Source organism: Methylomonas defluvii (assembly GCF_033949435.1).
GTDB lineage: Bacteria > Pseudomonadota > Gammaproteobacteria > Methylococcales > Methylomonadaceae > Methylomonas > Methylomonas defluvii.
Genome location: NZ_JAXARY010000001.1, coordinates 525,190 through 550,227, shown reverse-complemented (window position 1 = coordinate 550,227; position 25,038 = coordinate 525,190). Strand labels below are relative to the sequence as shown.

The 25,038-nt window shown below is 46.8% G+C and carries 39 protein-coding genes; 4 read left to right on the top strand and 35 right to left on the bottom strand.

Going from position 1 to position 25,038, the window contains the following annotated elements; translation table 11 throughout:
- From QLH52_RS02560 to QLH52_RS02550, 3 genes are all read right to left on the bottom strand, one after another.
- Positions 1 to 987 (bottom strand): SDR family oxidoreductase, encoded by a 987-nt coding sequence (locus QLH52_RS02560; RefSeq protein WP_319960440.1) that lies wholly within the window; start codon positions 985 to 987, stop codon positions 1 to 3.
- A gap of 9 nt (positions 988 to 996) precedes the next feature.
- The gene (locus tag QLH52_RS02555; protein ID WP_319960439.1) at positions 997 to 2,097 is read right to left on the bottom strand and encodes a radical SAM protein; all 1,101 of its coding nucleotides are present in this window, start codon (positions 2,095 to 2,097) and stop codon (positions 997 to 999) included.
- A gap of 130 nt (positions 2,098 to 2,227) precedes the next feature.
- Positions 2,228 to 4,996: an Hsp70 family protein gene (locus QLH52_RS02550; RefSeq protein WP_319960438.1), complete on the bottom strand. Its 2,769-nt coding sequence runs from the start codon at positions 4,994 to 4,996 to the stop codon at positions 2,228 to 2,230.
- Between the two features lie 361 nt (positions 4,997 to 5,357).
- Between QLH52_RS02550 and QLH52_RS02545 the strand changes: the two genes are divergently transcribed.
- The gene (locus tag QLH52_RS02545) at positions 5,358 to 6,284 is read left to right on the top strand and encodes a matrixin family metalloprotease (RefSeq protein ID WP_319960437.1); all 927 of its coding nucleotides are present in this window, start codon (positions 5,358 to 5,360) and stop codon (positions 6,282 to 6,284) included.
- Positions 6,285 to 6,353: 69 nt separating this feature from the next.
- On the opposite strand, the gene QLH52_RS02540 is transcribed toward QLH52_RS02545, so the two are convergent.
- The gene (locus tag QLH52_RS02540; RefSeq protein WP_319960436.1) at positions 6,354 to 7,016 is read right to left on the bottom strand and encodes a protein-L-isoaspartate(D-aspartate) O-methyltransferase; all 663 of its coding nucleotides are present in this window, start codon (positions 7,014 to 7,016) and stop codon (positions 6,354 to 6,356) included.
- On the bottom strand, positions 7,013 to 7,768 hold the full coding sequence (gene surE / locus QLH52_RS02535; protein ID WP_033157202.1) for a 5'/3'-nucleotidase SurE: 756 nt from the start codon (positions 7,766 to 7,768) through the stop codon (positions 7,013 to 7,015). Before surE ends, QLH52_RS02540 begins: the two co-directional genes overlap by 4 nt.
- Before the next feature lie 64 nt (positions 7,769 to 7,832).
- On the opposite strand from surE, the gene QLH52_RS02530 reads away from it, so the two are divergent.
- Positions 7,833 to 8,402, top strand: a complete 570-nt coding sequence (locus QLH52_RS02530) for a Smr/MutS family protein (protein WP_101051803.1) — start codon at positions 7,833 to 7,835, stop codon at positions 8,400 to 8,402.
- Positions 8,403 to 8,409: 7 nt separating this feature from the next.
- On the opposite strand, the gene QLH52_RS02525 is transcribed toward QLH52_RS02530, so the two are convergent.
- Positions 8,410 to 8,619 (bottom strand): hypothetical protein, encoded by a 210-nt coding sequence (locus QLH52_RS02525; RefSeq protein WP_319960435.1) that lies wholly within the window; start codon positions 8,617 to 8,619, stop codon positions 8,410 to 8,412.
- Between the two features lie 28 nt (positions 8,620 to 8,647).
- On the opposite strand from QLH52_RS02525, the gene QLH52_RS02520 reads away from it, so the two are divergent.
- Both QLH52_RS02520 and QLH52_RS02515 read left to right on the top strand, forming a co-directional pair.
- Positions 8,648 to 9,682, top strand: a complete 1,035-nt coding sequence (locus tag QLH52_RS02520; RefSeq protein WP_319960434.1) for a type I glyceraldehyde-3-phosphate dehydrogenase — start codon at positions 8,648 to 8,650, stop codon at positions 9,680 to 9,682.
- Positions 9,683 to 9,737: 55 nt separating this feature from the next.
- Positions 9,738 to 10,316, top strand: a complete 579-nt coding sequence (locus QLH52_RS02515) for a DNA-deoxyinosine glycosylase (protein ID WP_319960433.1) — start codon at positions 9,738 to 9,740, stop codon at positions 10,314 to 10,316.
- Between the two features lie 90 nt (positions 10,317 to 10,406).
- On the opposite strand, the gene rplQ is transcribed toward QLH52_RS02515, so the two are convergent.
- The 29 genes from rplQ to tuf form a co-directional block, all read right to left on the bottom strand.
- The gene (rplQ, locus tag QLH52_RS02510; protein ID WP_033157205.1) at positions 10,407 to 10,787 is read right to left on the bottom strand and encodes a 50S ribosomal protein L17; all 381 of its coding nucleotides are present in this window, start codon (positions 10,785 to 10,787) and stop codon (positions 10,407 to 10,409) included.
- 18 nt (positions 10,788 to 10,805) lie between these two features.
- Positions 10,806 to 11,816: a DNA-directed RNA polymerase subunit alpha gene (locus QLH52_RS02505; protein ID WP_033157206.1), complete on the bottom strand. Its 1,011-nt coding sequence runs from the start codon at positions 11,814 to 11,816 to the stop codon at positions 10,806 to 10,808.
- A gap of 23 nt (positions 11,817 to 11,839) precedes the next feature.
- The gene (gene rpsD / locus QLH52_RS02500; protein WP_033157207.1) at positions 11,840 to 12,460 is read right to left on the bottom strand and encodes a 30S ribosomal protein S4; all 621 of its coding nucleotides are present in this window, start codon (positions 12,458 to 12,460) and stop codon (positions 11,840 to 11,842) included.
- An 18-nt stretch (positions 12,461 to 12,478) separates the two neighbouring features.
- Positions 12,479 to 12,865: a 30S ribosomal protein S11 gene (gene rpsK / locus QLH52_RS02495; protein ID WP_020484822.1), complete on the bottom strand. Its 387-nt coding sequence runs from the start codon at positions 12,863 to 12,865 to the stop codon at positions 12,479 to 12,481.
- 23 nt (positions 12,866 to 12,888) lie between these two features.
- Entirely contained in the window at positions 12,889 to 13,245 is a 357-nt protein-coding gene (rpsM, locus tag QLH52_RS02490; protein ID WP_020484821.1) for a 30S ribosomal protein S13, read from the bottom strand.
- A gap of 76 nt (positions 13,246 to 13,321) precedes the next feature.
- Complete coding sequence (rpmJ, locus tag QLH52_RS02485; RefSeq protein ID WP_081607976.1) at positions 13,322 to 13,435, bottom strand: 50S ribosomal protein L36; 114 nt, start codon at positions 13,433 to 13,435, stop codon at positions 13,322 to 13,324.
- 18 nt (positions 13,436 to 13,453) lie between these two features.
- Positions 13,454 to 14,779 carry a preprotein translocase subunit SecY gene (secY, locus tag QLH52_RS02480; RefSeq protein ID WP_319960432.1) on the bottom strand — a complete coding sequence of 442 codons (1,326 nt, stop codon included), beginning with the start codon at positions 14,777 to 14,779 and terminating at the stop codon, positions 13,454 to 13,456.
- Entirely contained in the window at positions 14,780 to 15,214 is a 435-nt protein-coding gene (rplO, locus tag QLH52_RS02475; RefSeq protein WP_033157209.1) for a 50S ribosomal protein L15, read from the bottom strand.
- The gene (rpmD, locus tag QLH52_RS02470; protein WP_020484818.1) at positions 15,214 to 15,399 is read right to left on the bottom strand and encodes a 50S ribosomal protein L30; all 186 of its coding nucleotides are present in this window, start codon (positions 15,397 to 15,399) and stop codon (positions 15,214 to 15,216) included. The genes rplO and rpmD overlap by 1 nt, the downstream gene beginning before the upstream one ends.
- A gap of 6 nt (positions 15,400 to 15,405) precedes the next feature.
- The gene (rpsE, locus tag QLH52_RS02465; protein ID WP_020484817.1) at positions 15,406 to 15,912 is read right to left on the bottom strand and encodes a 30S ribosomal protein S5; all 507 of its coding nucleotides are present in this window, start codon (positions 15,910 to 15,912) and stop codon (positions 15,406 to 15,408) included.
- A gap of 9 nt (positions 15,913 to 15,921) precedes the next feature.
- Entirely contained in the window at positions 15,922 to 16,275 is a 354-nt protein-coding gene (gene rplR / locus QLH52_RS02460; protein ID WP_319960431.1) for a 50S ribosomal protein L18, read from the bottom strand.
- 8 nt (positions 16,276 to 16,283) lie between these two features.
- On the bottom strand, positions 16,284 to 16,817 hold the full coding sequence (gene rplF, locus QLH52_RS02455; RefSeq protein ID WP_033157211.1) for a 50S ribosomal protein L6: 534 nt from the start codon (positions 16,815 to 16,817) through the stop codon (positions 16,284 to 16,286).
- Between the two features lie 15 nt (positions 16,818 to 16,832).
- Positions 16,833 to 17,228, bottom strand: coding sequence for a 30S ribosomal protein S8 (rpsH, locus tag QLH52_RS02450; protein ID WP_319960430.1), 396 nt, complete (start codon positions 17,226 to 17,228; stop codon positions 16,833 to 16,835).
- Positions 17,229 to 17,256: 28 nt separating this feature from the next.
- On the bottom strand, positions 17,257 to 17,562 hold the full coding sequence (rpsN, locus tag QLH52_RS02445; protein WP_033157213.1) for a 30S ribosomal protein S14: 306 nt from the start codon (positions 17,560 to 17,562) through the stop codon (positions 17,257 to 17,259).
- Positions 17,563 to 17,573: 11 nt separating this feature from the next.
- On the bottom strand, positions 17,574 to 18,113 hold the full coding sequence (gene rplE / locus QLH52_RS02440) for a 50S ribosomal protein L5 (protein ID WP_171696506.1): 540 nt from the start codon (positions 18,111 to 18,113) through the stop codon (positions 17,574 to 17,576).
- A gap of 12 nt (positions 18,114 to 18,125) precedes the next feature.
- Positions 18,126 to 18,443: a 50S ribosomal protein L24 gene (rplX, locus tag QLH52_RS02435; protein WP_171696507.1), complete on the bottom strand. Its 318-nt coding sequence runs from the start codon at positions 18,441 to 18,443 to the stop codon at positions 18,126 to 18,128.
- A 10-nt stretch (positions 18,444 to 18,453) separates the two neighbouring features.
- Entirely contained in the window at positions 18,454 to 18,822 is a 369-nt protein-coding gene (rplN, locus tag QLH52_RS02430; protein ID WP_013820378.1) for a 50S ribosomal protein L14, read from the bottom strand.
- 27 nt (positions 18,823 to 18,849) lie between these two features.
- Positions 18,850 to 19,113 (bottom strand): 30S ribosomal protein S17, encoded by a 264-nt coding sequence (gene rpsQ, locus QLH52_RS02425; RefSeq protein WP_171696508.1) that lies wholly within the window; start codon positions 19,111 to 19,113, stop codon positions 18,850 to 18,852.
- Between the two features lie 2 nt (positions 19,114 to 19,115).
- Positions 19,116 to 19,307 carry a 50S ribosomal protein L29 gene (gene rpmC, locus QLH52_RS02420; protein WP_033157217.1) on the bottom strand — a complete coding sequence of 64 codons (192 nt, stop codon included), beginning with the start codon at positions 19,305 to 19,307 and terminating at the stop codon, positions 19,116 to 19,118.
- Entirely contained in the window at positions 19,307 to 19,720 is a 414-nt protein-coding gene (rplP, locus tag QLH52_RS02415) for a 50S ribosomal protein L16 (RefSeq protein ID WP_033157218.1), read from the bottom strand. The genes rpmC and rplP overlap by 1 nt, the downstream gene beginning before the upstream one ends.
- Before the next feature lie 19 nt (positions 19,721 to 19,739).
- Positions 19,740 to 20,411, bottom strand: a complete 672-nt coding sequence (gene rpsC / locus QLH52_RS02410; protein ID WP_033157219.1) for a 30S ribosomal protein S3 — start codon at positions 20,409 to 20,411, stop codon at positions 19,740 to 19,742.
- Between the two features lie 9 nt (positions 20,412 to 20,420).
- Positions 20,421 to 20,753 carry a 50S ribosomal protein L22 gene (rplV, locus tag QLH52_RS02405; protein ID WP_033157220.1) on the bottom strand — a complete coding sequence of 111 codons (333 nt, stop codon included), beginning with the start codon at positions 20,751 to 20,753 and terminating at the stop codon, positions 20,421 to 20,423.
- 9 nt (positions 20,754 to 20,762) lie between these two features.
- Positions 20,763 to 21,035, bottom strand: coding sequence for a 30S ribosomal protein S19 (gene rpsS / locus QLH52_RS02400; RefSeq protein WP_081607975.1), 273 nt, complete (start codon positions 21,033 to 21,035; stop codon positions 20,763 to 20,765).
- A gap of 12 nt (positions 21,036 to 21,047) precedes the next feature.
- Positions 21,048 to 21,875: a 50S ribosomal protein L2 gene (rplB, locus tag QLH52_RS02395; protein WP_084153317.1), complete on the bottom strand. Its 828-nt coding sequence runs from the start codon at positions 21,873 to 21,875 to the stop codon at positions 21,048 to 21,050.
- Between the two features lie 33 nt (positions 21,876 to 21,908).
- Entirely contained in the window at positions 21,909 to 22,208 is a 300-nt protein-coding gene (gene rplW / locus QLH52_RS02390; protein WP_425256894.1) for a 50S ribosomal protein L23, read from the bottom strand.
- Complete coding sequence (gene rplD, locus QLH52_RS02385; RefSeq protein ID WP_319960429.1) at positions 22,205 to 22,825, bottom strand: 50S ribosomal protein L4; 621 nt, start codon at positions 22,823 to 22,825, stop codon at positions 22,205 to 22,207. Before rplD ends, rplW begins: the two co-directional genes overlap by 4 nt.
- Positions 22,826 to 22,828: 3 nt before the next feature.
- Entirely contained in the window at positions 22,829 to 23,479 is a 651-nt protein-coding gene (gene rplC, locus QLH52_RS02380; RefSeq protein WP_205453359.1) for a 50S ribosomal protein L3, read from the bottom strand.
- Positions 23,480 to 23,509: 30 nt separating this feature from the next.
- Positions 23,510 to 23,821: a 30S ribosomal protein S10 gene (gene rpsJ / locus QLH52_RS02375; protein WP_020484801.1), complete on the bottom strand. Its 312-nt coding sequence runs from the start codon at positions 23,819 to 23,821 to the stop codon at positions 23,510 to 23,512.
- Between the two features lie 5 nt (positions 23,822 to 23,826).
- The gene (gene tuf / locus QLH52_RS02370) at positions 23,827 to 25,017 is read right to left on the bottom strand and encodes an elongation factor Tu (RefSeq protein WP_020484790.1); all 1,191 of its coding nucleotides are present in this window, start codon (positions 25,015 to 25,017) and stop codon (positions 23,827 to 23,829) included.
- Positions 25,018 to 25,038 lie beyond the last annotated feature (21 nt).

The following is a 25,038-nucleotide window of genomic DNA, read 5'->3' as shown; positions in this document are numbered from 1 at the left end:
TTATTTGTCCAGGTATTTAAACCAGTCGGCAGTAGCAGCGGCTATCGATGTCGAAGTCCACAACGGCGCGTTTCGCCAGTAATCGATATGCGCCAGCATGTTGGCGACGCCTTGCTCGAAACTGACTTGCGGCTGCCAACCGAGTTTTGCCTTGATTTTGCCGGTATCGGCAAAGGTGCAATCGGGCTCGCCCGGCCGCTTGGGGATGTATTCGATAGGGCCGCCCAACAATCCCACCAACTGGTTGACGCTATAAGTACCGCCGCTACCGACATTCATGATCTCTCCGCAAAGCGCCGATTCGGCGGCTGCAATAAAGGCGTTGGCCACATCGGTGACATAGGTAAAGTCCCGAGTCTGTGTGCCGTCGCCGACCACGGTAAAGGGTTTACCGTTAATCTTTTGCGCCAGAAATACCCCGAACACCGCCCCATAGGCGCCGGTGGTGCGGGCGTGCGGGCCGTAAACATTGAACAAGCGCAACGACACAGCCGGCAGGTCGTAGAGTTGAGCCCAGTGCATCACCAATTCCTCGCCCAGGTATTTGGTTAAAGCATAAGGATACTGTGGCTGAACGGGCGCGGATTCCGGCGTGGGAAATTGATCTGGAATGCCGTAACAGGACGACGAAGCCGCATAGACAAATCGCTTGATACCGGCGGCGCGCGCGGCTTCCAATACGTTAAATGTACCGCTGACATTGGTCTCGTAATACGCGCGTGGCTGCTCAATGGACGGAACGATGTCGGCTAGCCCGGCTAAGTGGAATACCCAGTCGATCCCAGAAAACAAAGGTGCGATGGCGTCAGCATCGCGAATATCGGCGTGATGGAATTCGAAACGTTCCTGGCCGACCAAATCGGCAATCGTTTCTTTACGGCCGCCAACCAGACTATCAATCACGCTGACCTGATAGCCTTGTTGCCATAACTCCCGACTCAAATGACTGCCGATGAATCCTGCGCCGCCAGTAACCAATACTTTCATGCGTCTGTCCTAGATAAAATTGATATGGGCCGGCTGATTGGCCGTGAGTTTGTCCAGATATTGGTTGACCGCTTCCATCCGGCAATTTTTGCGGCATTGGCTGATATCTAGTTCCTGAGTGATGTACTGCCAGTTCTGCCGACGTTTCTCGCCTTCCCAAATATCTTGGAACGATTGTTTATGGATATTGCCGTAGGCAAAGCGTTGATCGGTCAAATACGCGCTGCAGCCGTAGACTTCCCCATCAGCCATGATATAGCCCCAAAAATTAGGGGTGGCATGGCAGGTTTTATAACGCTGGGTTTCCGATTGGCTGTAGTTCTTCATGGTCTGCTCGCGAAAAACCACGTTAAAACCGTCGCCGTTGAATTGGGCCAGTTCCTGGGCCATGCCCAGTAGATTGTCGTAACGCAGGCTTTCATAGCGGCGGGTTTCGCTGAATAGATGTTGGGAGTAAGGTTTGACGACCAGATAATCCAAGCCTACATCGCGGCAGATTTTTGCCAGCGTGGTTACTTCATGCTGGTTTTCCGGCAACAACAAAATTTGCGCACCTAGCGTGCAGGACAATTGCTGGGCTTTTTTATTTTCGACTGCGCGGCGCAGATTGTTCAGCACCAAGTCAAAATCGGACGCCTTGGTTTGATGAATGGCCGCGTAATTTTCGGCGCTGCCGGCATTTAGCGATACCTTGATCCAAGATACCAACGGCAAGGATTGCTCGACAAAGCGTTGATTCATCAGAGTGCCGTTGGTAGTGAAAGACACATCGATACCGGCGTCGAAAGTCCATTTGACGATGTCATTAATCTCCTTGTGCAACATAGGCTCGCCTTCGCCGGCGTACATGATGCTTTTCACGCCAAGCTTGCCCATCTCCGTCAAACGCTCCGCCAGAATTTTGACATCCAGCCGCTGCGCTTTATAGCCAATATAATCGACTGCACAAAACGTGCAGCGATGATTGCAGGCTCCTACCGGCGAGACTTCCATGTAAATGGGATACACGGCTTTCGCTTGCTGCCAATCATGCCTGCCGTCCAACCACTGCGCCACCCGCTGTGGGTGATACACCAATTTATGGCTGTCGATACCGTATTTGTCTGCCATTTTTTTGTCGTTTAATATGCTTTCAGAGTGAAAAACCACTACAGAACGGGATAAAGCGATTTCTATGCCAATATCCGGTTCAGGTAACTTGCTGCTGTTGATTGTTATATCGGCATCACAAAGCTTAGCATTAAACGATTAGTTTCAAGCCCGGCGGCAGCGCTTCGCCGAAGACTTGTTTTTCCTGTTGTGCATCCAGTTGTTTGAATTCGGCGACCATGTCTATCCAGGAAGATGGGGATTTAGTTTGTTTGAGCTTGTCGATCACCTGCGTGCGCAGCTGATCGTCGATGTCCCTGGCCCGATCGTCGCAGCGCCTGGCCAGCAAGGTGGCGGCAAAACCGGCCTGGGTTAGCTTTTTCCAGTCAGCTTTCAGTAGCTGTTGCAGCCAACTCTCTACCGTGGCGGCTGGAATAACCTGATGATTGCTGCCGTGAAATAAAATCCGTCCGCCGATACGGCCGACCGCCCACCAACTTTGCTCGGGTTCCCCGGCTTTTTCCAGACGCTTTAGCAGCCATTCGCCCAGTTGAATTTTATCGGTAATTGTCAGTCTTTCCAGCGCCGCCGCCAAACGCACCATATCTTCGTAACCGCGTGTCGCCAGTTGCTTAGAGACGCCGGGCTGGCGCGCGGCAGCCGGGTTGATGTATTTAGCGATGTCGTTAAAGATGCGTTGCTGGGCATCCGCACTCAAGCCGCCGGCAACGCGCCGCCATAAGGTCCACCATTCGGCCCAGTTTTGCTTTTCGTTGACGAATTGCAAGCCTTCCGCATATAGCTTCCAAAGCTGCTCTACCCGCCAATCGTCAAGCGGGTAGCCAAAACCTGGCCGCAGGCAAAAGCCGGCCAGACTTAACCAGAGGCGTTCGTGCTGTTCACTCCGCCGCCGATATTTACTGCCTTCCAACAAGGCCGTAAACAACTCGCGCAGCAACGGGGTTTGCCAGTCGCCGCGCGGTGCAGCGAGAACTTTTTCCAACTCAGCACGCAGGGTTTTGACCGCCTGCGGATCGACTTGTTTGGATTTGGCGCCGAATACGGCCTGAATTTTTTCCAGCGCTTGCGGTAATTGGCCAGGCAGTTCGGCGTTGGCGATAATTTGGGCCTTTTTACGAATCTGAAACTCTACGTCCCATCGCTGGCTGGAATCGTCCACCGCCACGCACTGTATTTGCAAGGTACCGACTTCCGTATAAGTTGCCAGTAATTGCACCGCCACTTCGATTTTTTGCTGGCCTTCGAATGCCACCGCCAGGGGAGGCAAGCTATGAAAACGTTCGTCATCGAGTTCGACAATGTCGCCTGGCTGGTAAGTACTGTCTCCGCTACTGGACAACAAATGAAAACGTACCGGTTGCCCAACCCTAAGAGCGAATTGCCGATCATTCAACAGAATTTCATGACCTTCCTCGCTTCCTTTCGGCAGGATACAAACGCCATGCCCGCCAAGCTTCCCATCACCACTTTTGGCCGCGGCATCAACCAGCAGAAAATAACTACGGGCGGCGCCACCGCCGATTTTCAACTTCTTGTCGCGGCGGGCAACGGCATAACTGACCGCGCCGTAAGCCACCGCCAATTCCGGATGGCTGTTATCCAGCAATAAGGGGGGTTGCCCGCCGCGCCAACTGGCTAATAAATCGATTAAGCGCTGCACCAAGGCCGGACTGCGAAACACGCCGCCGTTCAGTAATAAGGCGTCGGGGACTATTTGATGCTCTGTGCCCGTTCCACTCAACGCCATTTGCGCAGCCTGGGCATGCATTTGCAAAAAGGCGGCAATATGCTTACTGATAGCCGGCTCCGCCGCATAGGGCAAGCCAAACTCCACCACGCCGCTACGCTTCCTATCCGGCAGGTCTTGCAAGCCGGACATGGGTAAAAAGCCATCCAATGCAATTTGCTTAACCTCTTCTTTGCTCAGGGACGTACTTTTTGTGCCGCCAATCAACCTGGAGCCGCCACCCAACAAGGTTATGGCAACCTGCTCGAGCGCGTCGTCAGCTAATAGCTGTTCCTTGGCGATCCGACATTGCTCCAGCAATTGCGATAAATCGGCAGTCGAGAGTTTTTTATCGCCGGTTCGCAAGCGGCTTTCCGCTAGATGCGCCAGAGCCAGATCGATATTGTCGCCTCCCAACATCAGGTGGTCGCCGACACCTATGCGCGTTAGCTTAGGCTCGTCAGCCCCCTGCTCAATCTTGATCAAGGTCAAATCGGTAGTACCACCGCCGACATCGCAAACCAGCAATAATCGCCTATCGGCCAGACTGGATTTGATAGTACCGGCATGCCGGCGCAGCCAGTCGTAACAGACTGCTTGCGGCTCTTCCAGCAATCTTACACCGCTCAAGCCGGCCATCTTGGCCGCTTCCAATGTTAAGGAGCGCGCGGACTCGTCAAAGGAGGCCGGCACCGTAATCACCAGTTCCTGAAGCGCAAGTGGTGCTTTGGGAAAACGGTGCTCCCAAACGGCGCAGACATGTCGCAAATAACTAGCACTGGCTTCCAGCGGCGAGACTTTAAATACCGATTCGTCACTGCCCCAGGGCAAAATGGCCGCGCTGTGATCGACCGAGGTGTGCGACAACCAGCTTTTAGCGCTGGTAACCAATCGACCTTGCGACTTTGCACCCAGCGAGCGCGCCGCTTCACCAAGCAAAGCGCCTTTTTCCTGAGTCAAAAATCCGGCTTCTTCCGTTATTTCGCCTGGCGCGGGATGGTATCGCACCGACGGCAATAGTGGCTTGGCACTCACTTCGCCTGGCGCGATCAACTGCGGAATTTCGAACAAGTGAATAGCTTTAGCAGGGTCGCCTATATCGGAGTACGCGACCACCGTATGGGTGGTACCTAGATCGATTCCGACCGAATAAGTAGCAGTGTAGTTTTTCAAAAGGACTTAGTATGTTTATTCTAATTATGTAGGGCAGCCTGACAAGTATTCAAGCAGGCGCGCGCGAGCGCCTATTTTAGTCGGCTTTCTGATCGAACACTCTCGTTTTTCTAGATAGCACTATCCAAACCGTGGTTGCCAAGTGAAATGAATTTCCACAAAGAACAATCTTTCGATGTGTTTCGAATAAAATGCTTGCGCGCCTAATGTTTGCGATGTTACTTTCCGCCTACGGCAACCATCAGTGCATTGCATTACTGAATGCGCCCACCGAGAACAATATCTAGCGCTGTAAAGTAGTCGAGTCGGATCACGACCGGGCACCGCAGCAATTATTAACCAACTTGAGCGAGTTAAATTCATGCTTATTAAACCTTCCGCATTAGCCGGCGTCGTGTTGCTGGCCGCCAGCCAATCAACAGAGGCAGTCGTCATCAATTTCGACTACACCTACGATGGCGGCTTTTTCTCCGGCAGCAACGCAAGTAGACGAGACATCCTGGATGCCGCAGGCGGGTTTTTGGGAGGTATCTTAACCGACAGCTTGACTGCGATTACATCCGGCGGCATCAATAATTTCAGCGCGGTATTTCAACGTCCTGATACCGGCGCCAGCACGACTCTGAGTAATTTCAGCCTGGCAGCCGACACACTCACGGTGTTTGTGGGTGGACAGACCATGGGCGCCGGCAACCTGGGCTATGGCGGCTATGGCGGTTACAGCGTCAGCGGCACCCAAGATTTTTTGACCAATGCAACACAGCGCGGCCAATCCAATGCTACCTCCGGCCCGTCCGCAACTGATTTTGCGCCATGGGGCGGCCAATTGACCTTCAGTAATTCGGCAAACTGGTATTTCGACACGGATCTTTCTACCACTGAGACATTCAGCGGTAATGATTTTTATTCGGTGGCACTGCATGAGTTAGGCCACTTATTGGGCCTAGGCAGTTCGGACTCGTGGGATAATCAAGCCACTGGCTCCGGCTTTACCGGTGCTAATGCGGTAGCGGCTTATGGCGGCAATGTACCACTGGAGGGCGATAAGGTTCATTGGTTAGAGGGCACCAAAAGCACGGTAAACGGGATTGAGCAAGAAGCCGCCATGGACCCTACTTTGCGCGTCGGCACGCGCAAAGTATTTACGCAACTCGACCTCGCCGCGCTAAAAGATGTGGGCTGGCAAGTTTCGGTAACCGCAGTGCCGGTTCCTTCCGCCGTTTGGTTATTCGGCTCTGCTTTATTGGGTTTTATTGCCAGCAAACGTAAGCAGCATTTGAATTTCTAGCCAATTCACCACTGTCGCGCCGGACACGCCAATTGGCTAATAAAACCGGCGCGATAAAACGATTAAAATTTATTGACTGACGCCGGATAAAAACGGGACAAAACTGACCCGCTCTATTACTTCATCCTCAAAGCCGTGCTCGGTGCGGGTTACCCGATGTAATTCCTGCATCCCTTCCAGCCCGACCGGAATCACCATCACGCCCCCCACAGCCATTTGCTCAAGTAAGGCTTCCGGAATTTCCGCCGGCGCGGCTGCAGCTAAAATCCCATCATATGGCGCGTGCTCCGGCCAGCCCCAGCCACCATCGCTATGCTTAAAACCCACAGTCTTGATACCCAACTCCCATAGGGTATCCCGGGCTTTTTTCATTAACGGCGCAATCCGTTCCACCGAATAAACTTGCGCTACCAGCTTCGACAATATTGCGGTTTGGTAGCCGCAACCCGTACCAATTTCCAGTACTTTGAGCAGCGGACCTTTTTCCAATAGCAATTCCGTCATTTTGGCGACGATATACGGCTGCGATATAGTTTGATTGTGGCCGATAGGTAAGGCAGTATCCTCATAAGCACGACTCTCCAAAGCTTCGTCGACAAAAATATGCCTAGGTGTGTCAGACATTATCGCCAGGACTTTACTGTTATAGATGCCTTGCTCGCGCAGCCGAGAAATCATCCGCTCCCTGGTCCGCCGAGACGTCATGCCTATACCCTGGATGCGTCTACTCATACGAGCGCCTCCATTGCGAGCCATTCGCTCAATCCCTCTAATCGTTCATATCGCGTTAAATCCAACTGTAACGGCGTTACGGACACGTATCCGTTTCTTATCGCATCAAAATCGGTACCTGGCCCGGCGTCTTGTTCGCTGCCGGGCGGTCCCACCCAGTAAATAACCTGCCCCCGCGGATCATGGGAACGTATTACTGGTTCCGCTTTGTGTCGCTGCCCGAGTCGGGTAGATTGATAACCTTTTAATTCAGCAATCGGTAAATCAGGCACGTTGACGTTTAACAAAGTGTCTTCCGGCAAGGGATGAGCGAGGATTTTTTGCATTATTGTCACAGCCACATGTGCCGCCGTATCGAAATGTTTAGGGTCGCTGGATGCTAAAGAGATAGCCACCGCAGGCAGCCCAAGAAAACGCCCTTCGGTAGCCGCAGCCACGGTGCCAGAATAAAGCACATCGTCGCCAAGATTGGCACCATGATTGATACCGGCGAATACCATATCCGGTTCGTTCGCTAATAATCCTGTAATCGCCAGATGAACGCAATCCGTCGGCGTACCATCCACCCTGACAAAACCGTTTTCACATTGAGTGGCGCGCAAAGGCATATCCAGGGTTAAAGAATTGCTTGCGGCACTCCGGTTTTTATCTGGCGCCACTACTGATACGTTGGCGTGTTGACGCAGAGCTTCGGCCAATGTGTTGATGCCTTGCGCTAAATAACCGTCGTCGTTGCTGATTAGTATGTGCATACTGCCGTGAAACGCTTTAAAATTCACGCATAGTAGCAAAAAAAGCGCAAAACCAGCAGCTTACGTGACAAAAAAAACCACTTCCGCAGACGATGTCCTCTTGTTTCGAAACTCGATCGGCAAAGTCCAGACCATAGACACCAATACCGTTATTCTTAAGCCTGATAAGAAACCGCGGCCAATACCTTCATTTAAGCCACTCGAGCAGGTTGATCCGTTACAAAAAGATGTTGAGGGTAGCTTGGAGACCCTGTTCCAAGAAGACAAGATCGCCTTCCTGGTGCCAGGCATGCAAAAAAGCGTCATCAAAAAACTTCGGAAGGGATATTACGGCCTGGATGCCGATATAGATTTACATGGCTTAAGTAGCCGAGATGCACAACAGCAGCTATTACGATTTTTACACTATTGCGTTGAAGACGGTTATCGCTGCGTACAAATCATTCACGGCAAGGGGTACAACTCTACGGACAATCAACCCGTTTTAAAAAATGATATAAACCTTTGGCTACGCCAACATAAAGATGTCCTGGCGTTTTGCTCTGCGCCCCCTAGGTCTGGCGGCACAGGCGCCTTATTTGTGCTATTACGCTTATCAGAAAAATTTGTTACATCTGAAGACGAGCCTCAATAACCCCCTTTTAGGCCAACCCCAAATCTATGGCCTCTACCCAAACAAACGCAACCCCGTTCGTTATATTTTGCTTTGCCTTGACTTGTCCGGCTTGTTGCTCTAGTTTTTCAGCATTGCTGCTCCTTATCATGAAAATAATAACGAAACCAACGCCATGACCACAAATCAACACCAGCGGCCTCTCCAAACCACAGGAGAAATTGGCGTTTCTACGCAAAGCACTATCGAAGCGGGGATTTTCAACAATGAGCCTTAACATTGGGATCGTGGGTTTAGGCAGAATTGGTCGCGGGGTATTAAGAGGAAATTTCGCACAAGAAAAAGGCGGCAGATTCGATATACGTGTAGTCTGTGACGTAATGGCTATCGATCACGTTGCTTACCTATTAGCAAACGATAGCACCTATGGCCGCCCCCCATTTAATGTAGATTGCGATGGCGACGATTTAATCATAGACGGCAAAAGAGTTCGCTATCAGAAGGTAGACCGGCGCCGTAGTTCGCCCGATGACGGCAGCTGGGAAGTATTGCGCCAATTTGATCTTGATGTATTATTTGACGCCACGGGCACCGCCACGATCCATGATTTCCGCTCATTAATAACGCAGGAAGTCGCTAAAAAAATCCTTTGCACTTGGAATGTCAGCGGTTGCGATATCAGTGTGGTATTCGGAGTAAATCATTCGGCGTACGATCCATTACACCATGACGTCATCTCTGCCAGTACCTGCACGGGTAATGCTCTGGTTCCTATCTGTCATGTACTTGATAAGCACATTGGCATCAATTTCGCCCGAGCCATCACTATCCATCCGCAACTTTCAGATCAACGTGTATTGGATGGTTATCACGCATCATCCCAACTTGGCCGTGGGTGCGCGTCTTCCATTATCCCAACCAGCACGAACGTAGGTAAATCCACGACATTGGTATTACCAAGACTGGAAGGCAAATTGGACGCTATGTCCTACAGAGTGCCAACTGCAATTGTCTCAGTTATTGATTTAACAGCCACTCTTTCTAGGAAAACGTCACTAGAAGAATGTGTAGAACTGTTTGAAGACTACGCCAACAAACAATTAGCAGGAATTATTCATTGTGACTATGGCGCATGGGGCCATCAAAAGGCTAGTATCGACTATATGGAAACCCAATATTCCTCCATATTATTAATGCATCATCTCACTTTAAGCCAAGGCCACCATCTCGGCCTATCTTTAATGCATGACAATGAGCACGCATATTGCTGCCGAGTATTAGACGTATTGGGCATTTTATAAAACTAGTGCCAGCAAGTTTAGAACACTCAATGAAACCCGATCACATTCTGGCAGAATGAACCGAATAACAAGCTTCTCAGCGGCCTCTTCACCGGATGCAACAGTTTTGATTCTGGGCAGCATCCCTGGAAAAGCATCACTGGAGGCTAACCGATATTACGCGCATCCACAGAATCAATTTTGGCCTATCATAATCGAACTTCTGGAACTCAATCCTAGTAGCTCATACTTAGCGAGAATAGAATCAATAAAATTAGCCGGCATTGCACTATGGGATGTAGTTAAGTCATGCCATCGGCACAACAGCAGTCTCGATGCAAAAATAGACAAAAACAGTATTGTTACGAATGATTTTCCAGGATTTTTCCTAAACCACCCCTATATTACGCATATATTCTTTAATGGCTTAACTGCAGAAAAAACCTTTCAAAAGCATGTTCAACCTTATATATGCACAGATCGGTTTACGTACCACCGATTACCCTCTACAAGCCCGGCGCATGCAGCGATGGCTTTTCAACAAAAGCTGGACAGTTGGCGCATATTAACCACAGCAATAGCAGAAGCCACTTACAGCAAAACAATAGAGACTTCAAAAACAAACCAAACAAGCAGACCAAGAAATATATTCTAGGAATATAAATTAACGCTGAACATTACACAAACAAAAACGGCAGAGAAGCCGTCTAGCTAATCTGCCGCTACAAGCCCAATATTAAGGCATTTATTCTTCAGTTTGTACAGGCTCTGGCCTATCTACCAACTCGACGTAAGCCATAGGTGCGTCATCACCAGGCCGAAATCCGCACTTAATAATCCTCAAATACCCACCGTTTCTGGATTGATACCTTGGACCAAGCTCGTTAAATAATTTCGTCACAACATCTCTATCACGCAACTTAGAGAACGCCTGACGACGTTTCGCGACAGAGTCGTTTTTAGATAATGTAATCAAAGGCTCGGCGATCACGCGCAACTCTTTTGCTTTTGGTAACGTAGTCTTGATTAACTCGTGTCTAAACAAAGAGCAAGCCATGTTGCTAAATAGCGCTTTTCTGTGGCTACTATTTTTATTTAACTGTCTTCCAGATTTACGGTGTCTCATTTTTCAAATGCCTTATATTCAAATTCCAGCTTGCGATTGATCAGCCAGATTTTCAGGTGGCCAGTTTTCCAAGCGCATACCCAATGACAGACCTTTAATTGCAAGAATATCTTTAATTTCCGTTAACGACTTCTTACCCAGATTAGGTGTCCTCAACAACTCCACTTCGGTCCGCTGAATCAGATCGCCGATATAGAAAATGTTTTCCGCCTTTAGGCAGTTGGCAGAACGAACCGTCAACTCCAAATCATCTACAGGACGTAGCAAGACTGGATCGAACGACTCTTCCTCAATTGCCACCTCCTCATGTATCTGCTCGTTAACTTTTTCAAAATCTACGAACACAGATAACTGGTCATGAAGAATCGAAGCGGCCAACTTGATCGCCTGCTCAGGATCAACCGTACCATTTGTCTCCAATTCTATAACGAGCCTATCCAGATTAGTGCGTTGCTCGACACGAGTGCTTTCTACATGATAAGCGACCTTTACTATAGGACTAAACGCCGCATCAACCATTAACACACCGACCGGCGCGTCGTCATTCATCTCTTTCCTCAGACTGGCAGGAACATAACCCCGACCTCTCTCGACCTTAATCTTGATGTTGAGTGAGCAGTCTTGATTGTTGATGTTTGCGATTATCAGATCCGGGTTTACTAACTCCACATTATGGGGTAGTTCAATATCCCGAGCAGTTACGACACCAACACCCGATTTAGCCAGCGTGAGAGTCACTTCATCCTTAGAATGAACGACGACAGCAAGTTTTTTAAGGTTCAGTATGATGTCTATGACATCTTCTTGAACACCTTCTATCGTGGTGAATTCATGCAACACGCCTTCGATAGAAATTTCTGTAACTGCGCAACCTGGAATTGAAGACAGCATGACCCGCCTCAAAGCATTGCCCAAAGAATGCCCGAAGCCGCGCTCCAGAGGCTCGATAACGATTCTCGAGTGGTTGGCCGATTCGTTAATCACCTCGACAAGTCTAGGCTTAAGTAGGCCAACAATAGAACTCTGCATAATTTAAATCCTGGACTTATTTATTACTTAGAATAAAGCTCAACAACCAGCTGCTCGTTGATGTCAGAGCCTAAATCCACGCGATCAGGCACAGACTTGAATGTTCCACTCATCTCTTTGGAATTAACTTCTACCCAAACTGGAAAGCCATACTGCTCGGCAACAACCAGCGAGTCTTTAATACGTTGTTGGCTCTTAGCTTTTTCTCTAACCTTAATTACATCGCCTGCAGCGACTTGGTATGAAGGTATATTAATTAACCTATCGTTTACCAAAATCGCTTTGTGAGATACCAACTGCCTTGCTTCCGCCCGGGTAGCAGCGTAGCCCATACGGTAAACGACGTTGTCCAATCGAGACTCTAAAAAATCAAGCAAATTTTGACCAGTAGCGCCTTTTTGTAGGTCAGCAGCTTTGTAATAGTTCCGGAATTGCTTTTCCAAAACCCCGTATATGCGGCGCAAGCGCTGTTTGGCGCGGAGCTGCATAGCATAATCAGAATTCCTTGTACGCTTAGCGCCATGTTGACCAGGTCTTTGTTCTAATTTACATTTGCTTTCCAGAGATTTACCTCTGCTTTTCAAAAATAAATCAGTACCTTCCCTACGACTCAGCTTGCAAGCAGGACCAAGATATCTTGCCATTAAATTTACTCCACTATCCTAAACACGACGTTTTTTGGGTGGACGGCAACCATTATGAGGTATGGGAGTAACGTCCACGATATTTGAAATTTTGAACCCCATACTGTTCAAAGAGCGAACAGCAGATTCCCTACCAGGGCCGGGGCCCTTAATCATAACATCCAGATTTTTCATACCGTATTCCTGAGCTACCGCTCCTGCTTTCTCAGCAGCCACCTGCGCTGCGAAAGGTGTGCTTTTGCGCGAGCCACGGAAACCGGATCCACCAGATGTAGCCCAAGATAACGCGTTACCTTTTCTGTCTGTAATAGTAACGATTGTATTGTTAAAGGAAGCGTGGACATGAACGATACCGTCCGCTACTTCTTTCTTAATACGCTTTTTAACTCGATTCTGGGTTGCCATCAAAAATGCCTATCTAGATGTATTTATTTAGTAACTGACTTGCGCGGACCTTTACGAGTCCGAGCATTTGTTCTGGTTCTTTGTCCTCTCAATGGCAAACCACGGCGATGCCTGATACCACGATAACAACCCAGATCCATTAATCTTTTAATATTCATTGAGACTTCTCTGCGAAGATCACCTTCTACAGTCATCGCAGAAATAACCTTACGTATAGATTCAACTTGATCCTCAGAAAGGTCTCGAATCTTGACGGTTGGCTGAACCCCAACTTCATCGCAGATATTTCTAGCAGTTTGTCTGCCAATTCCATAGATAGCAGTCAACGCTATCTCCGCATGCTTATGGTCAGCCACGTTTATACCGGCAATACGAGCCATTCAGATACTCCAAAAACAGTACTATAAGGTTAAACAGGGGATTATATCACCCTGCAAAATAAATCACAAAAACAAGTTAGCCTTGACGCTGTTTGTGTCTGCCATCTTTACAGATAACTCGCACAACGCCGTTTCTTTTAATTACTTTACAACTTTTGCATATGGCTTTAATTGAAGCTCGTACTTTCACGGCAAACTCCTGGAAATTTTAAGATTTTTTCAAATTGGCTTTTTTCATCAAGCCTTCGTATTGCTGCGACATTAAATGCGTCTGCATTTGCGAAATAAAGTCCATCACAACAACCACAATGATAAGCAAAGAGGTGCCACCAAAAGAAAAGGGCACATTCCAATAGACGATCAGAAACTCAGGCAACAAACATATCAATGTGATGTAAACAGCACCTATCAAAGTGAGCCGCGTCATTACCTTATCGATATAACTGGTAGTGTGAGCCCCCGGCCTAATTCCAGGCAAATAAGCGCCTGATTTCTTAAGGTTTTCCGAGGTTTCCTTTGAATTGAAAACCAGAGCGGTATAAAAGAAACAAAAGAACACAATAGCCAACGCATAGCATAGAACATACACAGGCTGACCGGGAGAAAGCACTGACGAAATATCCTGAAGCCAAGAAAAGCCATCAACATTCCCGAACCATCCTGCTATTGTCGCGGGAAATAAAATAATGCTTGATGCAAAAATCGGCGGTATCACGCCTGCCATATTCAACTTTAACGGCAAAAAAGAACTCTGCCCCGAATAGACCTTGTTGCCTTGCTGCCTTTTTGGATAATTAATAGTTATCCGCCTTTGTCCTCTTTCAACGAAAACAACAACACCCGTTACAACTATCGACAAAGCGAATAACACAACAATAAACGCCCCATTCATTTCACCAGTACGCGCAAGCTCTAGGGTTCCGCCAATTGCGGAAGGCAATCCAGATACGATACCGGCAAATATAATTAGCGATATACCATTGCCTATCCCCCTTTCCGTAACCTGCTCCCCAAGCCACATTAAGAATATCGTACCGGTGACTAGAGTAATAGTTGTTATAAGAACGAAACTGATACCAGGCTGGATAACAACAGCTAGACCACCCGCAGTTTGGTTTTGCAAGGCTACCGAGATGCCTATCGATTGAAACATCGCCAAAACGACGGTGCCATAGCGAGTGTACTGAGAAATTTTTCTACGCCCGGACTCACCTTCTTTTTTTAGCTGCTCCATAGCAGGTATAACAATAGTCATAAGCTGCATAATAATAGACGCTGAGATGTATGGCATTATACCCAGCGCAAACAGGCTCAAACGCATCAACGCACCACCGGAAAACATGTTAAACATGTTTAATATAGAACCCGACTGCTGCTCAAACATTATTGATAACGCTTTTGGATCTATCCCCGGAACAGGGATATGAGCGCCGATTCTGTATACGACAAATGCGCCTAAAACAAACAACAATCTTGACTTGAGCTCACCAAACCGAAATGTGCCCGCAGCAACATCAACTCCTTTAGCACTCACTTAAGCCTCGACTTTGCCACCAGCAGCTTCAATAGTTAACTTTGCACCAGCCGTAACGCCAAGTCCTTTTAAAACCAAAGACCGAGTAACTGTTCCAGTATTCACTACTTTAACTTGTTTTGAAAACACCGGGATAATGTTCTCACTGATCAGTAGTTGAATATCTACAACATCAGCCTGAAGAGCATCAATTTCAGCCAAACGAACCTCGGCAGTAAATTTCTTTGTTCTGGACGTAAAGCCAACCTTTGGAAGCCTACGCTGCAAAGGCATCTGACCACCCTCAAAGCCCACTTTATGAAACCCCCCGGAACGGGCCTTTTGACCTTTATGACCTCTACCGCAGGTTTTACCATCAGTAGATCCTATACCACGCCCAACGCGCTTTGCCTTTTTTCTGGCGCCGCATGCAGATTGTATTGTGTTCAGATACATTAAACTTCCTCAACCTTTAGCATATATGCGATTTTATTGATCATCCCGCGATTTTCAGGCGTGTCGATAACCTCAACGACCTGCCGGATTCTGCTCAAACCCAATCCTTTTAAACACTGCTGATGACTCTTTAAGCGACCATTTTTACTTTTTGTCATCATTACGCTTAATTTTTTGCCACTCATATCGTTTTACCCTGTTATTTGATCAACAGATAAACCGCGCTTTGCTGCGATTTTCTTAGCGTCATGCATTGCGGTCAAACCGTTAATTGTCGCGCGCACAACATTGATCGGGTTACTCGTACCGATACATTTAGCCAGTACATTATGCACACCGACAACCTCGAATACGGCGCGCATAGCACCGCCGGCAATGATTCCGGTACCTTCTGAAGCCGGTTGCATGTAAACCTTAGCCGCACCAGTGTTAGACATAATTGAATATTGTAACGTACCTTCTTTCAACGCCACTTTGCGCATATTCTTCCTAGCCTGCTCAAGCGACTTTTGAATCGCTACAGGCACTTCTCTTGCTTTTGAAACGCCATAACCAACACGCCCATCGCCGTCACCGACGACCGTAAGCGCAGCAAAACCAAAAACTCGACCGCCTTTTACTACTTTTGCAACACGTCTTACCGAAACCAATTTTTCCTGTAATCCGTCTGTACTACCTTGAGATGGTGCTGTTGCCATGCTATTCCCCTAAAACTTCAAGCCAGCTTCACGTGCAGCGTCGGCTAACGCCTTTACGCGGCCATGATATTTAAAACCAGAGCGGTCAAATGCGACCTCAGTTACACCAGCCGCAATCGCTCTTTCAGCAACGACACGCCCCACCTCAGTAGCGGCTTTAATATTACTAGTATTACTCAAACCCGCCTTTACGTCAGGTTGTAGTGTAGACGCTGCCGCGAGGGTAGCTGTACCATCAACACTGAGAACCTGCGCGTAAATATGCTGGGAAGTTCTATGTATGGTAAGCCTATTTACATTTAACTTCTTGATTTTGCAGCGCAATCTCAACGCTCTTTTTAATCTCGATGACTTCTTATCCATCACTTCACCTATTTCTTTTTGGCTTCTTTTCTAGCCACGTATTCGTCGGCTATTCTCACACCCTTCCCTTTGTAAGGCTCAGGCGGGCGAAAAGCTCTGATCTCAGATGCGACTTGGCCGACTTTCTGCTTGTCACTGCTCTTCACATGCAACTCTGTTTGCGTTGGCGCTTCAACGGTTACGCCTTCGGGAATTAAATATTCGACAGGATTTGAATAACCCAAGGACAAAGTTAAAAGATTGTCTTTAACTTGCGCCCTATAACCAACCCCAACCAACAACATCTTTTTGACGAATCCCTCGGAGACGCCTTTTACCATATTGTTAATTGACGCCCTAGCTGTACCTGCGTGGGCCTTAGCACCTTTTACACTATCGTCCCATTTGATTCTGATTACGTTAGATTCGATTTCAAGATCAACTGCGTCGCACAGATCAAACGCAAGCCGACCAAGTTTACCGTTAACTATCATTTGCTTGCCGTCAACTCTTACATCAACGCCTGACGGCAAAGTTATAGGCGCATTAGCTACTCTAGACATGATATACCTCTTTAATTAACAGACAGTGCAAATGACTTCGCCGCCATGCCCTATTGCACGCGCAGCGCGATCAGTCATCACACCATTAGAGGTTGAAACTATGGCTATGCCTAGACCACCTAACACTTTCGGCAACTCGTCTTTAGACTTGTATATTCTAAGCCCGGGACGGCTAACTCGCTTAACGCTCTCTATAACAGGAAGCCCGTTGTAATACTTTAGCTCAACGGTCATTTCTGTATGACACCCGGTAATTTCGGTTTTAAAATCAGTAATATATCCCTCATCTTTCAATACCTTAGCGATAGCCAGCTTTAACTTAGATGAAGGGATTTTTACACTCTTTTTGCCAGCAGATTGACCATTTCTAATTCTGGTTAGCATATCTGCTATTGGATCTGTCATACTCATTTTTCAATTCTCCAAAACTTAAACAGAACTACCAGCTAGCCTTTGATAAACCGGGAACGTCGCCACGCATCGTGGCCTCCCTCAATTTATTTCTACTAAGACCAAATTTTCTGTAGTATCCATGAGGACGCCCTGTCAGATTGCATCTATTACGCAATCTGGACTGACTGGAGTCTCTAGGTAGTTTTTGAAGTTGAACTTGAGCGCTCTCTTTCTCTTCAAAGGAGCTATTTGGAGACCTAATTATTTCTTTTAATTCGCTTCTTTTTGCCTGATATTTTTTTATCAAGCCTTCACGCTTTACTTCGCGCGCAATCATTGATTTTTTAGCCATGCCGATACGCCTTAGTTTTTAAATGGAAAATTGAATAATTTCAACAGCGCTAAACCTTCTTCATCTGTTTTAGCCGTTGTTGTGATACAAATATCCATACCACGAAGCGCATCAATCTTGTCATAATCTATTTCCGGGAAAATAATTTGTTCTTTTATTCCCATAGAATAGTTACCACGACCGTCGAAGCTCTTAGAACTCATGCCTCTAAAATCACGTATTCTAGGTATTGAGATCGTGATTAATCTATCCAGAAATTCATACATTTTATCGGCGCGTAAAGTAACCTTACAACCGATTGGCATGTCGTCGCGAATCTTAAACCCAGCAATAGATTTTCTAGCCAATGTAATCACTGCCTTTTGTCCTGATATTTTTTCCATATCAGAAACAGCGGACTGCAGAACTTTTTTGTCTGCGATAGCCCCGCCAACGCCCATATTAAGCGTTATTTTGGTGAGCTTCGGGACTTGCATTATTGTTTTGTAGCCAAATTGCTCCTGCAGAGCAGGAACAATTTCGGTTTTATATTTATTTTGTAGTCTAGCCATAGCCTTATTACCTTAGAGACCAACGTTTTCGTTCGTAGATTTAAAAAATCTGACTTTTTTCCCATCGTCAAGAATTCTAAAACCCACTCTGTCGCCTTTTTTTGTTTTTGGATTAAATAAAGCAACATTTGAAATGTCAATTGGCATGTTTTTATCAACAATACCACCAGAAACACCGAGATTTGGGTTACCTCGCTGATGCTTCTTAACTAAGTTAATACCTTCGACTAATATCTTGTGGCCTTCAAGCACCTTACTAACTTTCCCTAGCTTGCCTTTATCTTTTCCAACTATTACGATGACTTCATCGCCTTGCTTAATCTTTTGCATCTTTGGACCTCTACAATACTTCTGGCGCTAGAGAGATAATCTTCATGAATTTATCGCCTCTTAATTCACGAGTAACCGGCCCAAAGATACGAGTACCAATTGGTTGTAGTTGGTTATTTAAAATTACCGCGGCATTACCGTCAAAGCGTATAACCGAACCATCGGCCCTACGAACACCTTTACGAGTTCTTACAACCAAGGCATTATATACATCGCCTTTTTTAACCCTAGTGCGCGGCATTGCGTCTTTGACGCTCACCTTAATGATGTCGCCAATGCCAGCGTAGCGGCGGTGCGAACCTCCAAGGACCTTGATACACATGACCTTTTTTGCGCCACTGTTATCGGCGACGTCAAGGCTAGTTTGCATCTGAATCATTTTTAAAATCCCAACTAAAATTATTGATTATCTATTGGCAGCTTCTAAGACTTCCAACAGCTTGAATGCCTTATTCTTAGAAATAGGGCGACACGAGGTAATAGAAACCACATCGCCTTCTTGGCATATATTGTTTTCGTCGTGAACGAGAAGCTTAGTGGATCGCTTTATATACTTTCCGTACACAGGGTGCTTAACCAGGCGCTCTACCAAAACCGAAGCAGTCTTATCCATTTTATTGCTAACAACACGACCGGTTACCTTACGTACAGTATCTAGATTTTCGCTCATATCTATACTCTTGCCATTTCACTTAGAATAGTACTAATGCGGGCAATGTCTCGCCTCACCTGCTTAATTTGACTCGACTTGCTAAGCTGTCCAGTTCCCTTTTGCATTCTCAAATTGAACTGTTCGCGAGACAATTCCAAAAGATTGGAATTCAACTCTTCTTTTGTTTTGCTTCTTAAATCTTTCGCTTTCATTACATTATTGTCCGTGTAGAGAACGTAGTTTTCACCGGCAGCTTAGCGGCGGCCAGTTCAAAGGCCTCTCGCGCTAATTCCTCGGAAACACCCTCAATTTCAAACAGCATCGTGCCGGGTTTGATCTGAGCAACCCAGTATTCTACACTACCTTTACCTTTACCCATACGAACTTCTAATGGTTTTTTGGTAATAGGTTTATCTGGAAAAATTCTGATCCAAATTTTCCCACCACGTTTCACGTGACGACTAATGGCTCTCCTCGCGGCCTCAATTTGCCGGGCGGTCATTCTACCACGGCTAACTGACTTCAAACCATACTCCCCGAAGCTCACTGACGAACCACGCAATGCCGTACCGTTATTTCTACCGGTATGTTGTTTGCGAAATTTTGTTCTTTTTGGCTGAAGCATCTCTTATATACCCCTTCAACTATTTTTTTGAGTCGGCGTTTAATGATGCTGCATGAGCATCCATATCAAATACCTCACCCTTAAATATCCAAACCTTAATACCGATAATTCCGTAAGTGGTTTTCGCTTCAGCTGTTCCGTAATCAATATCAGCCCGCAACGTATGAAGCGGCACGCGACCTTCGCGATACCATTCCGTTCTGGCAATTTCAGCTCCATTTAGCCTGCCAGCAACAGTGATTTTTATACCTTCAGCGCCTAAACGCATGGTGTTCGTCACAGCTCGCTTCATCGCTCGGCGGTACATGATCCGCTTCTCTAACTGTTGAGCTATGCTTTCTGCGACTAAATACGCATCAAGCTCCGGCTTACGAATCTCTTCGACGTTTAATTGGACAGGAACCCCCATCATCGCGGATATGCTCTGCCTTAAAACATCGATATCTTCGCCTTTTTTACCTATCACAATCCCAGGACGAGCGGTGTGCACAGTAATATTGGCATTATTCGCAGGGCGATTTATTTGCACCCTGCTAACAGATGCGTGAGCTAACTTTTGTTTGATATATTCTCTAACCTTCAAATCCTGCAATAGAAATACAGGGTAATTCTGGCTATTTGCATACCATCTCGAAGTCCAATCTTTTACTATCCCGAGACGAATCCCAGTGGGATGTACCTTTTGTCCCATTTGCTACCTCTATTTCTCTGCTACTTTAATTGTTATGTGACAAGTTCTTTTTAGGATGTGATTTGCACGTCCTTTCGCCCTTGCGCTAACTCTCTTTAACGTTCTGCCTTCATTAACGAATACAGTCGAAACCTTTAATTCGTCAACGTCCGCACTTTCGTTATGTTCCGCGTTAGCTATTGCCGACTCTAGAACTTTTTTGATTATCGCAGCAGCTTTCTTAGAGCTGAAACTAAGCAAATTCAATGCTTTTTCAACAGGTAACCCGCGTATTTGATCCCCCACAAGCCGTGCTTTTTGCGCAGAAAGAGGAGCATTACTTAATTTAGCCGAAACTTCCACATTCACTCCTTATCTTGATTTCTTGTCTGCTATATGGCCTTTATAAGTCCTTGTAGGTGAAAACTCACCCAGCTTATGCCCGACCATATTTTCTGAAATCAATACCGGCACATGCTGCTTCCCATTATGTACCGCAATAGTCAATCCCAGCATATCAGGGCTGATCATTGACCTTCTAGACCAGGTTTTAATCGGTTTCCTATTATTCGCTCTCACCGCTTCTTCGACTTTCTTAAGCAAGTGATGATCTATAAATGGACCTTTTTTAATTGAACGTGGCACGTCAAATACCTCTTATTTTTGCTTACGGCGTCTGACAATCATATTATCAGTACGTTTGTTTTTTCGAGTTTTATAGCCTTTTGTTGGCGTTCCCCAAGGAGAAACAGGGTGTCTTCCACCCGAGGTTCTGCCTTCACCACCACCATGAGGATGATCTACGGGGTTCATAGCCACACCTCTAACAGTAGGTCTAACACCACGCCATCTTTTCGCACCTGCTTTTCCTAACGAAATAAGATTGTGCTCAGAGTTTGAGACCTCACCAACTACGCCTTTACAATCTGACGGTACTTTTCTCATCTCTCCAGAGCGTAGGCGGATAGTGACGTATGCGCCGTCTTTAGCAACCAATTGAACAGAGGTTCCTGCGCTTCTAGCTATTTGTGCGCCTTTTCCTGGCTTTAGCTCGATACAATGAATTGTGGTACCCAAAGGCATATTTCGCAGAGGCATACAGTTGCCAGGTTTAACCGGCGTTGTTTCCCCACTCAATATCTCTTGACCAACCTCTATCCCTTTTGGGGCGATTATGTATTTGCGCTCACCATCTTTAAAAAGAATCAGCGCTATATTCGCAGTTCGGTTAGGATCGTACTCAATGCGCTCTACCAATGCGGGGATATCAGTTTTGTCACGCTTAAAGTCTACTATCCGGTAGAATTTTTTGTGTCCACCACCAATATGTCGAGTGGTTATCCTGCCGAGATTATTACGACCGCCTGTGTTGCTTTTTTTGTCAAGTAGTTGCGCAAATGGCTTACCCTTATGCAAATCATTATTTTGTACACGCACTACAAACCGAGAACCCGGAGATGTCGGTTTTGATTTTAGAATAGCCATGCTCTTCTACCGCTCCTTATTTGCTTTAAAGTATTATGCTGTCGCTAATTCAATGTTATGACCGGGCTGAAGCTTAACATAAGCTTTTTTCCAGTCGGATCGCTTACCTAATGTTCGTCCGAATCGTTTTATTTTTCCTTTAACATTCAGAACACGAACGGCAGCTACTTCAACACCAAACATCAGTTCAACAGCATTTTTAATCTGCAATTTTGTTGCAGATTTTTTAACTTTGAATACAAACTGATTATTTTGATCAGCCGCGTTGGAACTTTTTTCCGACACAATTGGCGCAAACAAAACACTTGCTAATTTGATCCGCTCAATACTCATGCCAAACGCTCCTCAATCTGTTTCAGCGCTGTTGCCGTCGCAATCACCTTATCCGCTGAAACCAAAGACACTGGATCCACACTACTTGGAGTGACTACCGCTATATAAGGAATATTTCTCGCTGCCAAAATTAAATTTTCATTTAGGTCGTCCGCAACCACCAGCAGTCTTTTTGCATCGATGCCCTTTATCTTACTCAAAAATTCCTTTGTTTTCGGTGTTGCCGGCGTTATGTCGTTGCATACAGCCAACCTGCCCTGTCTCAACAACTCAGAAAAAATAGATCTAATACCAACCTTGTACATTTTTTTGTTCAATTTCTGATCAAAAGATCTTGGTTGAGCAGCAAATGCAACACCCCCTGTCCGCCACACCGGGCTTCTGGTTGTTCCAGCTCGCGCACGACCAGTACCTTTTTGGCGGAATGGCTTAGCGCCGCCGCCACTCACAGCAGCACGATTCTTCTGGCCTTTAGTACCCGCTCTTGCTGCTGAAAGATATTTGGTTACCAGTTGATGCACCAGGGTTTCGTTAAAATCCTGTCCGAACACTAATTCGGAGACATCTAGCGCCTGTATAGACTCTTGATTATTGATTGCAGGTATTTGCAAAGTCATAAATTAACCTTTATTTAACATTTTTACTGCAGGCGTGATAACTACATCACCACCCTTGGCACCAGGCACAGCGCCTCTGACTAAAATCAGGTTCCGCTCAGCATCTACAGCATGGATAGTCAAATTCTGTATCGTAGTTTTAACCGCCCCCATATGCCCGCACATTTTTTTACCCTTAAACACGCGGCCCGGAGTTTGGTTCATACCACTAGATCCAGGCACCCGATGGGAACGTGAGTTACCGTGCGTCGCATCTTGCGTTCTGAAGTTATGGCGCTTAACAGTTCCTGCAAAGCCTTTACCGATACTTGTACCGGACACATCTACTACCTGCCCAGCTTCAAACACGTTAACTTTTAACTCTGCACCTGCAGAAAACTCGGCAGCCTCGCTCTCGCTCAGTCTAAATTCCCACAAACCACGTCCAGCGGTCACATTGGCAGATGCGTAATGCCCAGCCATTGCTTTGTTGACTTTTGAAGACTTCACATCACCCGCTGCTACCTGGATAGCACGATAACCATCAGTTTCAACGCTCTTCACCTGTATGACCCTATTGGAGTCTACATGAAGTACGGTAACTGGTACCGAAGAGCCATCTTCGCAAAATATTCTGGTCATACCACATTTACGACCAATAAGACCTATTGACATCTGCCAATCCCTCTAAATTATTACTTGCTGCTATTTAAGCTTAATTTGAACATCAACCCCAGCCGCCAGATCCAACTTCATCAGGGCGTCAACGGTCTTATCGGTTGGCTCAACGATATCAAGCAACCTCTTGTAAGTTCTCAGTTCATATTGATCACGAGCATCTTTGTTAACATGCGGCGAAATCAATACAGTAAAACGTTCTTTTCTAGTAGGCAAAGGAATGGGGCCCTTTACTTGGGCGCCCGTTCTCTTCGCTGTTTCTACTATCTCACCCGCCGACTGATCAATTAATTTATGATCAAAGGCTTTTAATTGGATTCTGATAGTTTGATTAGCCATCTTGATTACTCGATAATAGAAGCAACAACACCCGCACCCACGGTGCGACCACCTTCGCGAATCGCAAAACGCAAGCCGTCTTCCATCGCAATCGGTGAGATAAGTTTTACGGTAACGGCGATATTATCGCCAGGCATAACCATTTCCACGCCTTCTGGCAAATCTACCGCACCGGTTACGTCAGTCGTTCTGAAGTAGAACTGCGGACGGTAGCCATTAAAGAATGGAGTATGACGGCCACCCTCTTCTTTAGACAGGACGTAGATTTCCGCCTTGAAATGAGCGTGTGGCTTAATGGAGTTAACGTGCGCCAGTACTTGACCACGTTCCACGTCTTCTCTTTTAGTACCACGCAACAGCACACCGACGTTATCGCCCGCTTGACCTTGATCAAGCAGTTTGCGGAACATTTCCACACCTGTGCAGGTTGTTTGAACGGTATCTTTGATGCCGACGATCTCGACGGCTTCGCCTACTTTGATGATGCCCCGCTCAACACGTCCGGTTACTACGGTACCGCGACCTGAAATTGAGAACACGTCTTCGATAGGCATCAAGAATTTGCCGTCGATCGCGCGCTCTGGCTCAGGAATGTAACTGTCCAAAGCTTCAACCAAGCGAACTACGGATTGTACACCAATTTCGCTTTGCTCGCCTTCTAAAGCTTTCAATGCGGAACCAACGATAATGGGAGTGTCGTCACCTGGAAATTCGTATTGATTCAATAACTCGCGAATTTCCATTTCAACCAGCTCAATCAACTCAGCGTCATCTACCATATCGGCCTTGTTCAAGAACACAACAATGTAAGGCACACCGACTTGACGTGATAACAGAATGTGCTCGCGCGTTTGCGGCATAGGACCGTCCGCAGCAGAGCAAACCAAAATCGCGCCGTCCATTTGGGCAGCGCCGGTAATCATGTTTTTAACGTAGTCAGCGTGACCAGGGCAGTCAACGTGGGCATAGTGACGGTTGGCTGATTCGTACTCTACGTGTGACGTAGAAATCGTTATACCGCGCGCACGTTCTTCCGGGGCGTTGTCGATTTGATCAAAAGCCTTAACTTCGCCGCCTTGCAGCTCCGCCATGACTTTTGTTAATGCCGCTGTCAATGTGGTTTTACCGTGGTCAACGTGACCAATGGTGCCTACGTTTACGTGCGGTTTCTTTCTTTCAAATTTTTCTTTAGCCATGATTCAATACCTGATATGTAA

What these genes read in the sequence shown, in the direction of transcription:
- QLH52_RS02560 (WP_319960440.1), bottom strand. Translation starts at nt 987, where the DNA reads ATGAAAGTATTGGTTACTGGCGGCGCAGGATTCATCGGCAGTCATTTG.
- QLH52_RS02555 (WP_319960439.1), bottom strand. Translation starts at nt 2,097, where the DNA reads ATGGCAGACAAATACGGTATCGACAGCCATAAATTGGTGTATCACCCA.
- QLH52_RS02545 (WP_319960437.1), top strand. Translation starts at nt 5,358, where the DNA reads ATGCTTATTAAACCTTCCGCATTAGCCGGCGTCGTGTTGCTGGCCGCC.
- QLH52_RS02540 (WP_319960436.1), bottom strand. Translation starts at nt 7,016, where the DNA reads ATGAGTAGACGCATCCAGGGTATAGGCATGACGTCTCGGCGGACCAGG.
- surE (WP_033157202.1), bottom strand. Translation starts at nt 7,768, where the DNA reads ATGCACATACTAATCAGCAACGACGACGGTTATTTAGCGCAAGGCATC.
- QLH52_RS02520 (WP_319960434.1), top strand. Translation starts at nt 8,648, where the DNA reads ATGAGCCTTAACATTGGGATCGTGGGTTTAGGCAGAATTGGTCGCGGG.
- QLH52_RS02515 (WP_319960433.1), top strand. Translation starts at nt 9,738, where the DNA reads ATGAACCGAATAACAAGCTTCTCAGCGGCCTCTTCACCGGATGCAACA.
- rplQ (WP_033157205.1), bottom strand. Translation starts at nt 10,787, where the DNA reads ATGAGACACCGTAAATCTGGAAGACAGTTAAATAAAAATAGTAGCCAC.
- QLH52_RS02505 (WP_033157206.1), bottom strand. Translation starts at nt 11,816, where the DNA reads ATGCAGAGTTCTATTGTTGGCCTACTTAAGCCTAGACTTGTCGAGGTG.
- rpsD (WP_033157207.1), bottom strand. Translation starts at nt 12,460, where the DNA reads ATGGCAAGATATCTTGGTCCTGCTTGCAAGCTGAGTCGTAGGGAAGGT.
- rpsK (WP_020484822.1), bottom strand. Translation starts at nt 12,865, where the DNA reads ATGGCAACCCAGAATCGAGTTAAAAAGCGTATTAAGAAAGAAGTAGCG.
- rpsM (WP_020484821.1), bottom strand. Translation starts at nt 13,245, where the DNA reads ATGGCTCGTATTGCCGGTATAAACGTGGCTGACCATAAGCATGCGGAG.
- rplO (WP_033157209.1), bottom strand. Translation starts at nt 15,214, where the DNA reads ATGTATCTGAACACAATACAATCTGCATGCGGCGCCAGAAAAAAGGCA.
- rpmD (WP_020484818.1), bottom strand. Translation starts at nt 15,399, where the DNA reads ATGAGTGGCAAAAAATTAAGCGTAATGATGACAAAAAGTAAAAATGGT.
- rpsE (WP_020484817.1), bottom strand. Translation starts at nt 15,912, where the DNA reads ATGGCAACAGCACCATCTCAAGGTAGTACAGACGGATTACAGGAAAAA.
- rplR (WP_319960431.1), bottom strand. Translation starts at nt 16,275, where the DNA reads ATGGATAAGAAGTCATCGAGATTAAAAAGAGCGTTGAGATTGCGCTGC.
- rplF (WP_033157211.1), bottom strand. Translation starts at nt 16,817, where the DNA reads ATGTCTAGAGTAGCTAATGCGCCTATAACTTTGCCGTCAGGCGTTGAT.
- rpsH (WP_319960430.1), bottom strand. Translation starts at nt 17,228, where the DNA reads ATGAGTATGACAGATCCAATAGCAGATATGCTAACCAGAATTAGAAAT.
- rpsN (WP_033157213.1), bottom strand. Translation starts at nt 17,562, where the DNA reads ATGGCTAAAAAATCAATGATTGCGCGCGAAGTAAAGCGTGAAGGCTTG.
- rplE (WP_171696506.1), bottom strand. Translation starts at nt 18,113, where the DNA reads ATGGCTAGACTACAAAATAAATATAAAACCGAAATTGTTCCTGCTCTG.
- rplX (WP_171696507.1), bottom strand. Translation starts at nt 18,443, where the DNA reads ATGCAAAAGATTAAGCAAGGCGATGAAGTCATCGTAATAGTTGGAAAA.
- rplN (WP_013820378.1), bottom strand. Translation starts at nt 18,822, where the DNA reads ATGATTCAGATGCAAACTAGCCTTGACGTCGCCGATAACAGTGGCGCA.
- rpsQ (WP_171696508.1), bottom strand. Translation starts at nt 19,113, where the DNA reads ATGAGCGAAAATCTAGATACTGTACGTAAGGTAACCGGTCGTGTTGTT.
- rpmC (WP_033157217.1), bottom strand. Translation starts at nt 19,307, where the DNA reads ATGAAAGCGAAAGATTTAAGAAGCAAAACAAAAGAAGAGTTGAATTCC.
- rplP (WP_033157218.1), bottom strand. Translation starts at nt 19,720, where the DNA reads ATGCTTCAGCCAAAAAGAACAAAATTTCGCAAACAACATACCGGTAGA.
- rpsC (WP_033157219.1), bottom strand. Translation starts at nt 20,411, where the DNA reads ATGGGACAAAAGGTACATCCCACTGGGATTCGTCTCGGGATAGTAAAA.
- rplB (WP_084153317.1), bottom strand. Translation starts at nt 21,875, where the DNA reads ATGGCTATTCTAAAATCAAAACCGACATCTCCGGGTTCTCGGTTTGTA.
- rplW (WP_425256894.1), bottom strand. Translation starts at nt 22,208, where the DNA reads ATGAGTATTGAGCGGATCAAATTAGCAAGTGTTTTGTTTGCGCCAATT.
- rplD (WP_319960429.1), bottom strand. Translation starts at nt 22,825, where the DNA reads ATGACTTTGCAAATACCTGCAATCAATAATCAAGAGTCTATACAGGCG.
- rplC (WP_205453359.1), bottom strand. Translation starts at nt 23,479, where the DNA reads ATGTCAATAGGTCTTATTGGTCGTAAATGTGGTATGACCAGAATATTT.
- rpsJ (WP_020484801.1), bottom strand. Translation starts at nt 23,821, where the DNA reads ATGGCTAATCAAACTATCAGAATCCAATTAAAAGCCTTTGATCATAAA.
- tuf (WP_020484790.1), bottom strand. Translation starts at nt 25,017, where the DNA reads ATGGCTAAAGAAAAATTTGAAAGAAAGAAACCGCACGTAAACGTAGGC.